Origin of the sequence: Pasteurella bettyae CCUG 2042 (assembly GCF_000262245.1) — a bacterium.
GTDB classification, from domain to species: domain Bacteria; phylum Pseudomonadota; class Gammaproteobacteria; order Enterobacterales; family Pasteurellaceae; genus Basfia; species Basfia bettyae.
In genome coordinates, this window is sequence record NZ_AJSX01000036.1 from 73,814 (window position 1) to 83,215 (window position 9,402).

Annotated in this window: 12 protein-coding genes and 1 pseudogene; 2 read left to right on the plus strand and 11 right to left on the minus strand. The window is 33.3% G+C overall.

The features are described from left to right. Positions 1–170: 170 nt before the first annotated feature. From slyD to HMPREF1052_RS07970, 7 genes are all read right to left on the minus strand, one after another. Complete coding sequence (gene slyD, locus HMPREF1052_RS07940; RefSeq protein WP_005761156.1) at positions 171–809, minus strand: peptidylprolyl isomerase; 639 nt, start codon at positions 807–809, stop codon at positions 171–173. Positions 810–910: 101 nt separating this feature from the next. Beyond that, the gene (locus HMPREF1052_RS07945; RefSeq protein ID WP_005761186.1) at positions 911–1,627 is read right to left on the minus strand and encodes an SIMPL domain-containing protein; all 717 of its coding nucleotides are present in this window, start codon (positions 1,625–1,627) and stop codon (positions 911–913) included. 48 nt (positions 1,628–1,675) lie between these two features. Beyond that, positions 1,676–2,110, minus strand: coding sequence for a ribonuclease E inhibitor RraB (gene rraB, locus HMPREF1052_RS07950; protein WP_005761113.1), 435 nt, complete (start codon positions 2,108–2,110; stop codon positions 1,676–1,678). Between the two features lie 91 nt (positions 2,111–2,201). Beyond that, complete coding sequence (gene mscL, locus HMPREF1052_RS07955) at positions 2,202–2,585, minus strand: large-conductance mechanosensitive channel protein MscL (protein ID WP_005761154.1); 384 nt, start codon at positions 2,583–2,585, stop codon at positions 2,202–2,204. Between the two features lie 73 nt (positions 2,586–2,658). After that, on the minus strand, positions 2,659–4,035 hold the full coding sequence (gene trkA / locus HMPREF1052_RS07960; RefSeq protein WP_005761121.1) for a Trk system potassium transporter TrkA: 1,377 nt from the start codon (positions 4,033–4,035) through the stop codon (positions 2,659–2,661). Between the two features lie 11 nt (positions 4,036–4,046). After that, positions 4,047–4,850 carry a glycosyltransferase family 2 protein gene (locus HMPREF1052_RS07965; protein WP_005761138.1) on the minus strand — a complete coding sequence of 268 codons (804 nt, stop codon included), beginning with the start codon at positions 4,848–4,850 and terminating at the stop codon, positions 4,047–4,049. 20 nt (positions 4,851–4,870) lie between these two features. Next, the gene (locus HMPREF1052_RS07970) at positions 4,871–5,440 is read right to left on the minus strand and encodes an anthranilate synthase component II (RefSeq protein WP_005761141.1); all 570 of its coding nucleotides are present in this window, start codon (positions 5,438–5,440) and stop codon (positions 4,871–4,873) included. A gap of 87 nt (positions 5,441–5,527) precedes the next feature. On the opposite strand from HMPREF1052_RS07970, the gene HMPREF1052_RS07975 reads away from it, so the two are divergent. Together HMPREF1052_RS07975 and HMPREF1052_RS07980 are read left to right on the plus strand one after the other, a co-directional pair. Further along, on the plus strand, positions 5,528–6,508 hold the full coding sequence (locus HMPREF1052_RS07975) for an aminodeoxychorismate synthase component I (RefSeq protein ID WP_005761103.1): 981 nt from the start codon (positions 5,528–5,530) through the stop codon (positions 6,506–6,508). After that, positions 6,508–7,092, plus strand: coding sequence for an aminotransferase class IV family protein (locus HMPREF1052_RS07980; protein WP_005761134.1), 585 nt, complete (start codon positions 6,508–6,510; stop codon positions 7,090–7,092). The genes HMPREF1052_RS07975 and HMPREF1052_RS07980 overlap by 1 nt, the downstream gene beginning before the upstream one ends. Before the next feature lie 171 nt (positions 7,093–7,263). Here the strand turns inward: HMPREF1052_RS07980 and HMPREF1052_RS11675 are convergent, their stop codons facing one another. The 4 genes and pseudogenes from HMPREF1052_RS11675 to tnpA all read right to left on the minus strand — a co-directional run. Beyond that, positions 7,264–7,437: an IS3 family transposase gene (locus HMPREF1052_RS11675; protein WP_081484408.1), complete on the minus strand. Its 174-nt coding sequence runs from the start codon at positions 7,435–7,437 to the stop codon at positions 7,264–7,266. A 580-nt stretch (positions 7,438–8,017) separates the two neighbouring features. Then, positions 8,018–8,323: a TfoX/Sxy family protein gene (locus HMPREF1052_RS11540; RefSeq protein WP_005761171.1), complete on the minus strand. Its 306-nt coding sequence runs from the start codon at positions 8,321–8,323 to the stop codon at positions 8,018–8,020. 21 nt (positions 8,324–8,344) lie between these two features. Continuing rightward, positions 8,345–8,671 carry a TfoX/Sxy family protein gene (locus tag HMPREF1052_RS11545; RefSeq protein WP_005761153.1) on the minus strand — a complete coding sequence of 109 codons (327 nt, stop codon included), beginning with the start codon at positions 8,669–8,671 and terminating at the stop codon, positions 8,345–8,347. A 356-nt stretch (positions 8,672–9,027) separates the two neighbouring features. Further along, positions 9,028–9,258 (minus strand): annotated as a pseudogene (gene tnpA, locus HMPREF1052_RS07990) (IS200/IS605 family transposase); the annotation flags it as partial. Between the last annotated feature and the right edge of the window lie 144 nt (positions 9,259–9,402).

Genomic DNA, 9,402 nt, shown 5'->3' on the forward strand with positions numbered 1-9,402 from the left:
CCCCAATCATAGATGCTACCATTGTATAAAAATCATACTGCAAACATGATAGATTAAAATTAAAACTATGCAAAGTTTTGCAGATAAAAAGACCGCACTTTACATAATTCAAAGTGCGGTACTTTTTATGTCAATTTAAGTAAGATTTCGCGCTAAATGGCGACTCTTTCCTAATGTTCGTGACCGTGCCCACCACATCCACAACCGCCATGTCCGTGATGATGACTATGGTCATGGTCGTGATCATGGCTATGTCCGCCACATCCGCAACCACCATGTCCGTGATCGTGGTCATGATCGTGTCCACCGCATCCACAACCACCTTCATGATGATGGTGATGATCACCTGAATGAATGTGGCCATGAGCGATCTCTTCTGGTGTTGCTTCACGAGCAGAAACCACTTCTACGGTAAATAATAATTCTTGGCCAGCTAACATATGGTTGCCATCAACAACGACTTCATCATCAGAGACTTCAGTAATCACTACAGGCAATGGACCCATATCTGTATCAGCAATAAAACGCATACCAACTTCTAAATCATCAACACCAACAAATACATTTTTTGGTACACGTTGAACCATATTTTCATTATATTCGCCATAACCTTCTTCAGGTTTCACACGCACTTCAAATTTGTCACCAACTGATTTACCTTCTAATGCGTTTTCTAAGCCAATAACTAAATTGTTGTGACCTTGTAAATATTCTAATGGTTGATTTGCGGGTGCTTCATCAACTAAGACTCCATCTTCTGTACGAACTTGATAAGCAATGCCTACAACAATATTCTTAGCAACTTTCATTTTGACCTCATATTTATGGTTAAAAATTTTCCACGTATTGTATAGGATTTATCATAGCCTGTCATTGAAAAGACAGCCTGTTTATATACAAATACCTAAAATTATTCTTTAATTAATTGAATCTTACCTTCCACAACGGCTTTAATTAAAGTTTTTCCACTTTCTAATTGAACAGGCTCTGACTCAGGCGCGGCTGTAGCCATTCTCATGCTCATCATATTCGCCCCATAGGGTGCATGATAACGATCATCCACATTAGCAACGTTCATCTCTACAATATGATAACTTTTTGCTTGCAAAGATTGTTGGATTAATTCTGCTTTATGCTGGAATTTAGTTAATGCAAGTTTTACCATTTCATCTTCTAAATCAGCTAATGCTTCCTTGGATAAAATTGCATTAATATGATTAATTGCTAGAAAATCAGATACCTCATCTATTAATTGTGACAACTGATCAAAATCTTTACTTTGAACGACTAATTCTGCAGTTTCTACCCAACCATTTTTCTGACTTTTATCGTTATAATGTACTTGTGTTTGGCGATTATTACTTCGAATCTCAATATTATTTTTTTTCTTAATTAAGGCTAATGCTTTATTTAATTTTTCAGCCACCTGTATATTCAGATCTTTTAAACTCTTACCCTCTTCATGTAAATAAAAAGAAACTTGCAATACATCTCTTGTGACTTCTTTTTCTACTTCAGCAGAAAAGCTGATGACATCTTTTAAATTATTGTCAACTTGATTATTGCTTTCTGCAAAACAAGCAACAGATACAAATAAACATGACCATATTAGTAATTTAGATTTCATATAAAACTCCTTAAAAAAGAACCGCACTTTTCAGTGCGGTAAAATAAATTAATGGATTTTATGATCGTCTTCCTCGTAGAAGTCATCTTCCTCATTGAAGAATTCTCCATCATCACCATATTCATCTTCTTCAGCATTAGGATCTTCAAAATAGGTTCCCCAACCATCATAAAGCCCACCTTGTTTCTCTAAAATAGGTAGAATTTCTTTTTGCTGTAAATCGATAATTTCAGGTTTTAATGCAACTTCACTAATAATATCAAAACAATAAATAACTTTGCCATTATCGTCTTCAAACTCTTCAGCTTCTGATACTTCATATCCCGCTTTAAAGGCATCAACAGCAATTTTTTCCAATTTATCAAAGTCATAATGCGCTACATGATGCTCAATAATATAAAGCGCCTCAGGATCACTCCCATCATTTAATAAATCAGTAATAATTTCTCTGGTTTCAGCTTGTAGTGCTTGCAAATCAGTCATCTTGATATCCTTGTTAAGCTTAGCAAATGAGTGAAGAAATAAACAAAAAATCCTCACAATTATTGAGAAGATTTTTTATTTAATGGTATGATTATTTTTTCAATAAATCACGAATTTCAGTAAGTAGCTCTTCAGATGTTGGTCCTTTCACTACTTCAGCTGGTTTTTTCACCTTATTAATCGCTTTCACCATCATAAAGATCGCAAATGCAATAATAATAAAATCAAAAATATTTTGGATGAATAAACCGTAATTTAATGTTACTGCTGGGGTTTCTCCTACAGCTTCCGCTAATACAATTTTTAAATCTTTAAAATCTACACCACCAGTTAATACACCTAGTACTGGCATAACAATGTCAGCAACTAATGAACTAACAATTTTACCAAATGCACCACCGATGATCACACCGACAGCCATATCAACAACATTTCCGCGCATTGCAAATTCACGGAATTCTTTCATAAAGCTCATAAGATTCTCCTAAGTTAGATTATGTATAAAAGACAGCGTATTATAGTAATTCTATGTTATTTGTATAGCATTTTTAGATGAAAAATGCACTAGGTTGGAACATTTTTTCAACATCAGACACATATTTCTTATCACTAATATAAATAACAACATGGTCTTCTTCTTGTAAAATAAGGTTTTTACTTGCAATGATAACTTCATTATCACGTAACAAAGCACCAACCATTACCCCTTGAGGTAATTTTAACTCGCCAAGTTTACGCCCAACAACATTAGATGTAGTTGTATCTCCATGTATGACAAGCTCTAATGCTTCTGCTTGCCCATGTCGTAAGGAGACTACATTTTTGACATCACCTTTGCGAACATGACTTAACAATGCTGAGATAGTGGCTTGTTGAGGAGAAACGGCAATATCAATTGTCCCACCTTGAATTAAATTAATATAGGCCATACGCTGAATAAGCACCATTGCTTTTTTTGCGCCAAGACGTTTTGCTAATAGTGCTGACATAATATTTGCCTCATCATCACTGGTGAGAGAAATAAATACATCAATATTCTCAATATGTTCCTCAAATAATAGGGATTGATCAGAAGCATCTCCCTGAAAAACCAGTGTATGGGATAATTTTTCAGTTAAAGCTTTGGCTTTTTCTGCATTTCTCTCTATTAATTTAACACTACAGGTTTCTTCTAAATATTTCGCCACCCCAGCACCAATATTACCACCACCAACAATCATAATCCGTTTATAAGGTTTATCTAATCTTTGTATTTCACTCATAAAGGCTTTTGTATTAACCGTCTCGGTAATAAATGTGACTTCATCACCTGCTTCAATAATGGTTGATCCTTGTGGGCGAATTTGTGTATCTTGGCGAAGTATAGAGACAATTCTACAGCCAATATGTGGCAAATGTTCTTTCAAAGTAGAAATAGAATAACCTACCAATGGTCCCCCATAATAGGCTTTCAATACGACTAGACTAATGCGTTTATCTGCAAAATAGGAAATTTGTAACGCTCCAGGATAATCAATCAAGCGAATAATTTCATCAGTGACAAGTATTTCAGGAGAAATAATATGATCAATCGGAATCATATTATGATGAAATAATTTATCTTTTTCTCGTAAATATTCTGAATTTCGAATACGTGCAATTTTTGTTGGTGTATGAAATAACGTATACGCCATTTGGCAAGCCACCATATTAACTTCATCTGAACTCGTTACTGCCACTAATAAATCAACATCAGTTGCCCCAGCCTCACGTAATACACGTGGTGAAGATGCAGGGCCATTTACTACTCGTAAGTCATGCTTTTGCTGAATATCCTCTAACAGTTCTAATTCACTATCAACCAACGTGATATCGTTATCTTCACTAACAAGGTTTTCTGCAAGCGTTAAGCCAACTTGTCCTGCACCAAGGATAATAATTTTCACAATTTTTCCTTCTAATTACGTTCAATAACCAGAGATTGGATACCAACATTCTCTGTAGATAATACTAATTTTAACTGATTTATTTGCTGACAGATATGATCTGTCACTGAATTTGCTTGTACTATTTTCTCAGCAGTAACTTCTTGAGGAACTTTATTAAATAAAATAGCATCTAGTAATCGTTCCGCATGCATGCCTTCACGACAATAATGCAATACACCAACCTCATCAAAAGCTGTCGCAACCAAACTCATTTTTGTGGTTGCAATACCTAATGCCCCGTCTTCCCCACCAAGTTCTTTGAATAATTGATGTTGAGGGAAACCACCGCAGGCTAAAAAAAATGCACGATTAAATACAATATTTCCACCACAAGTCATACGCATATGCTGCCAGGCAAAATCAAAGTTTTCATGTTGACTATAACGCTCAGCAATACCTACAGGTTTCAACGCTAATCGTACAACAGCCACTTCAGGACGAAAATGAAAAATCGCATCTGCCACTTCTAATGCATTATTTTCATAAGCATCGTCTGCATCTAAAAAAGCAATATAATCTGCTTCACTTTGTAATGCTCCCCAATTGCGTGATTTAGCAACACCTGAATTTTTAGGCATTCTTTCTACTTGAATAAATTCAGGATATTGAGCAGCTAATTGTGTAGCCAACATATAAGTTTGGTCTGTTGATGCATCATCAATCAACCATAACTTACCTAAACCAGGCTGATTTAATGCAGACATCGCAGCTCTTTCTAAAGTTTCTACAGCATTGTAACAAGGAATAATGACATCAATTTTGGCAAAACCCATTATGCGCTATCTTTCCTCTTTTATCCATTAAACCAATTTGTAAGTAATTGCTCACCATATTCTGAAATATAAGATTCAGGATGAAATTGTACCCCATAAATTGGTAACGTTTTATGTTGAAATGCCATAATCACGCCATCATGGCATTCTGCAGTAATTTTTAATTGCTCAGGAAACTCATATTTATCCACTGCCCAAGAATGATATAACCCTACTTTAAATTGCTTAGGTAAACCAGAAAAAATACCAGAATTACACCGCACTTTTAAATTACCAGAGACCCCATGTCTCACTTCGGCCAAATTATATAAATGTGCACCAAAAAACTGACATAAGGTTTGATGCCCTAAACATACACCTAGTATAGATTTACATTGATGGTAACGTGCTAGACAAGCAAATAATTGAGGGTAAGCCTCTGGCACATCAGGGCCTGGAGAGATTAATATATGACTAAAAGCATCAACCTCATCTAAATTTAGTAATTCAACATTGACTATTTCCATTGGAATACATAATCTTCGTAACAAATCCACTAAATTATAGGTAAAAGAGTCATGATTATTTATAATTAATAAACGTTTTTCCATAAAAATCTCAAATCAACAATACTTTAGCTAAGTATAAAATAACAATTGTTGCGTTACTTTAATATTTTATGACTTACACTTAAAAAAATGAATTTTAATCAATTTATTCAACAAGCAAATCAATTTGGGAAACAACATATCCCCTTTTTCTTTTTAATTGATTTTGAACAACAAAAACCTATCCTCTGCCCTATAGAAAGTGCGGTTGAAAATGGCATATTTTTTGATTTCCAAGGACTAAAAAATTTTCATACTGACAGTAAAGTATTTACAGATAAAATGACATTGCAAAGCTTCCCTATCAGTTTCAATGAATATCAACAAGGTTTCAAGCTGGTAAAACAACAGCTACAAAAAGGAAACTCTTATTTACTCAATCTGACTTATCCAACAGAAATTAAAATTAACGGGAATCTGGAACAACTATTTTACCTCACACAAGCACCTTATAAACTATGGCTAAAAGATCAATTTTTATGTTTTTCTCCTGAACCTTTTATTAAAATTGAAAATAATCAAATTTTCACTTATCCCATGAAAGGAACGATTAATGCTTCTATTAAAAATGCAAAAGAAAAATTATTAAATAATCCTAAAGAACAAAAAGAACATTACACTATCGTAGATTTAATGCGTAATGATCTCGCTATCGTTGCACAAAATATTCAGGTTAAAAAATTTCGTTACATTGATAAAATTCAAACGAATAGAAGCAGTATATTGCAGACAAGTTCTGAAATTGTTGGCGATCTTCTGATAAATTGGCAAGAAAATATAGGAACCATACTCAGTAAATTGCTTCCAGCAGGTTCTATTAGTGGGGCGCCTAAACAAAAAACCGTTGAAATTATTCAACAAGCTGAAAAACAAAATCGTGGCTATTATACAGGCATTTTTGGTATCTTTAATGGAAATACATTACGAAGTGCGGTGGCAATTCGATTTATTGAGCAACAAAAAGATAAGCTTTACTTTCATAGCGGTGGAGGTATAACTAGCCAAAGTAATGCTGAAGATGAGTACCAAGAATTACTTGAAAAAGTTTATTTACCAATAAGTGAAATATAATGCAATATCCGTTATTTGAAACCATCGCTATTGAACAAGGAAAGATTCAAAATATCCAATTACATCAAATGAGATATGAACATTCCTTGTCTTTATACTATGCAAATCGAGCTTATCGCATTTTTGATCTTGAAAAAATTTTGCAAAAATCTACCGCACTTTTAGCCTTACAAAGTCAACACAATTTGATTCGTTGCCGTATAAATTACAATTATGATAGTTATCAAATTCAATGTTTTCCTTATATGAGAAAGCATTATCATCATTTCCAACCTATCATAAGTGATAACATTGACTACCAATTAAAATATACCGATCGACATATATTCGATAATTTACTAAAACAAAAAAATAATTGTGATGAAATTATAATTATTAAAAACGGTTGTGTAACTGATTGTTCTATAGGAAATCTTATTTTTAAAAAAGATGAGCAATGGTTCACACCTGACACACCACTATTAATTGGTACTCAAAGAACAAAGCTATTATCAGAGAAAAAAATCAAAGAAAGAAGAATTAGACTAGAAGATATTGGGGATTTTGAAGAAATTAGAATTATCAATGCGATGAATCCATTATAAATCAAAAGGACTCATTTGATCTGCGCTCAAAAAGTTAGACGGATTTAATTTAAGGAGTGGGTTCTGTACTCCACTGGGCTCAGTGCTTTTAATTTCAATTGAATATGCACACATCAGTAACCTATTTCTGATTTGTCGCCGTGGAGTGGAAATCCCGTTGCAGCCTATTGTCTACAATTTTGCCAACTTCACCGTGATACGAACGATATCGTCTCCGTTTGCATTTCCTTTTAAATCCAGCTGTTGCATTATCCTTTTTACTTTTTTGTGGTTAATTATCTCGCTTTTCCTCAACATGAGGGTGATGCGAAGATAACCATAATTTCCCTGATTTTCATGATAAATTGCTACTACTTTCTATAAAATATCTGCATTTTATCTACTTTCTCTGCCTGATGATAAAAGAACGAGCTGCGTTTTAAGGTTGTTAGTTGCAACAACAGTTTAAGCGAAAATTAAGTTAGTAGCGATTTTACGAGATTGTTTTTTTTGCATTTTTGCTTGAATAAGCACCTGCAACTTTTTTAAGAGGGCATTCTCCGCATTCCAGTATTAAAATACGATAACGAAAACGTTCTTCTTCGGTTTTGACTACTTGTATCACAGATAATTTAAATTCGGGCGAATAGGTTTGTTTTCTACAAGCACAGATAACCGATCAAAATCATTATGATTATATTGGCTAACCCAGCGTTTTAATGAGATTTCTGAAAGTTGAAAATACTGACGAGTGAATGACTGATTTTTCCCATGTGGGGGATAAAATTTAATCACCTGTTGTTTCAAGGACTAGTTGCATTTAGTCATAAAAAATCTGCACCTTAATTTGTTGGTTGTTTAGTCCAACTTTTGGGATGCAGATCAATTCTTCAAAATACTAATATAATCCCTTAAAGTTTACTAACTTATTGATAATTAATCTTAATTAGAGCAAATATTCACTTTTGATTTCTTTATAGCCTGCCTCTACTAGCATTTTATTGAGAATAAGTAATGCTTGCTTTCTTTCTGCATGAGTTAATAAGCTAACATGTTTATTTTGCAAAGCAGCCAATAATAGCCAAAATAATTCAATATTAATTGGAATACCTTTTTGTTTTAGTTGAATAAAACATCTAAATGGACCAACCTCTTTAAAAGTCTTAACATCATAAATATCTATTTTAGCTAATAAACGTTCATGCTTAATTGATAAATTAGGTAATTCCTTAATTCGCTCTTTGCGTGCCAATTCAGCATCTAACTTTTTTTGCTAAATTTGTTTAACTGAAGCAATGACTAAACGCTTATAAACATTCTCATCCTTAGTCACTGATATTGGCAATTCATAATAATTTGCAATAGCGAGATCTGAAGATTTTGCGGTGGTTGTCCATGAAACAGCCCCCATATTCTCAAACACCTCAGCTAACTTATGCTCACCTTTTAAATAAAATTGTCCTTTACTATAAATACCAAACATTAAATCTTGATAGAATAACCCATATCCCATAAAGAGGTGTCTAGCAGTTACCTCACCACCTAAAAACTCACCAAGACGTTTTCTAATTTCATAAGTATCTTGATTTGTCAGTGTCATGATTCCTTTCTCCTATAAAACTAACTATCCTTTGTTATTAATTAATTCATATGATAAATATAAACATTTATTATAATAAAATTAAACTAGTTAATATATTTTTGCGAGTTAGATCGCAAAAACTTAACTAAATTGAAGAAAAATTAAAAAGATCACTTAAGAAAGTATCACTTACAAGTTACTAAATATATAAATAATTTCCATAAATAAAATATATTAGCTAATAAAATTTCCCTATTTCACCTTTTTAATAACAATCCACCCGTGAAATCGGTGGTTTTTAGTATATCCTATAAAGGTCTAGAGCTTCACATCCCTCTAAAACAAACCACATTCTTTCTCCTGATATATTCCTCTGCCAGTTTCAGCGGGATCTTAAGCAACATATGAATATGATCTTTCATTGCATGAGCTTCTATTATCTCAATGCTTTTATACTGACATAACTGCCTTAATATACTGCCTATATCTACTCGCAATTTTCCATAAATTGCTTTTCTCCGATATTTCGGAATAAACATAATATGATACTTACAGTTCCACCTTGTGTGTGATAGACTTACATCGTCATTGGATTTACTTACCATGACTTGTCCTCCTATATGTTGAATTTTGGTTGTCAGCCTTATTCATTATAGGAGGACTTTTTATTTCTACTCAACGCTTAAGCTCTTTGATTCCATGCGCAAAGCGTATGGTTTTTATAGCTCAACTTTTTGTCTAACTATAAA

What these genes read in the sequence shown, in the direction of transcription:
- rraB (WP_005761113.1), bottom strand. Translation starts at nt 2,110, where the DNA reads ATGACTGATTTGCAAGCACTACAAGCTGAAACCAGAGAAATTATTACT.
- slyD (WP_005761156.1), bottom strand. Translation starts at nt 809, where the DNA reads ATGAAAGTTGCTAAGAATATTGTTGTAGGCATTGCTTATCAAGTTCGT.
- HMPREF1052_RS07980 (WP_005761134.1), top strand. Translation starts at nt 6,508, where the DNA reads ATGCAATATCCGTTATTTGAAACCATCGCTATTGAACAAGGAAAGATT.
- HMPREF1052_RS07970 (WP_005761141.1), bottom strand. Translation starts at nt 5,440, where the DNA reads ATGGAAAAACGTTTATTAATTATAAATAATCATGACTCTTTTACCTAT.
- HMPREF1052_RS07965 (WP_005761138.1), bottom strand. Translation starts at nt 4,850, where the DNA reads ATGGGTTTTGCCAAAATTGATGTCATTATTCCTTGTTACAATGCTGTA.
- HMPREF1052_RS07945 (WP_005761186.1), bottom strand. Translation starts at nt 1,627, where the DNA reads ATGAAATCTAAATTACTAATATGGTCATGTTTATTTGTATCTGTTGCT.
- HMPREF1052_RS11545 (WP_005761153.1), bottom strand. Translation starts at nt 8,671, where the DNA reads ATGACACTGACAAATCAAGATACTTATGAAATTAGAAAACGTCTTGGT.
- HMPREF1052_RS07975 (WP_005761103.1), top strand. Translation starts at nt 5,528, where the DNA reads ATGAATTTTAATCAATTTATTCAACAAGCAAATCAATTTGGGAAACAA.
- mscL (WP_005761154.1), bottom strand. Translation starts at nt 2,585, where the DNA reads ATGAGCTTTATGAAAGAATTCCGTGAATTTGCAATGCGCGGAAATGTT.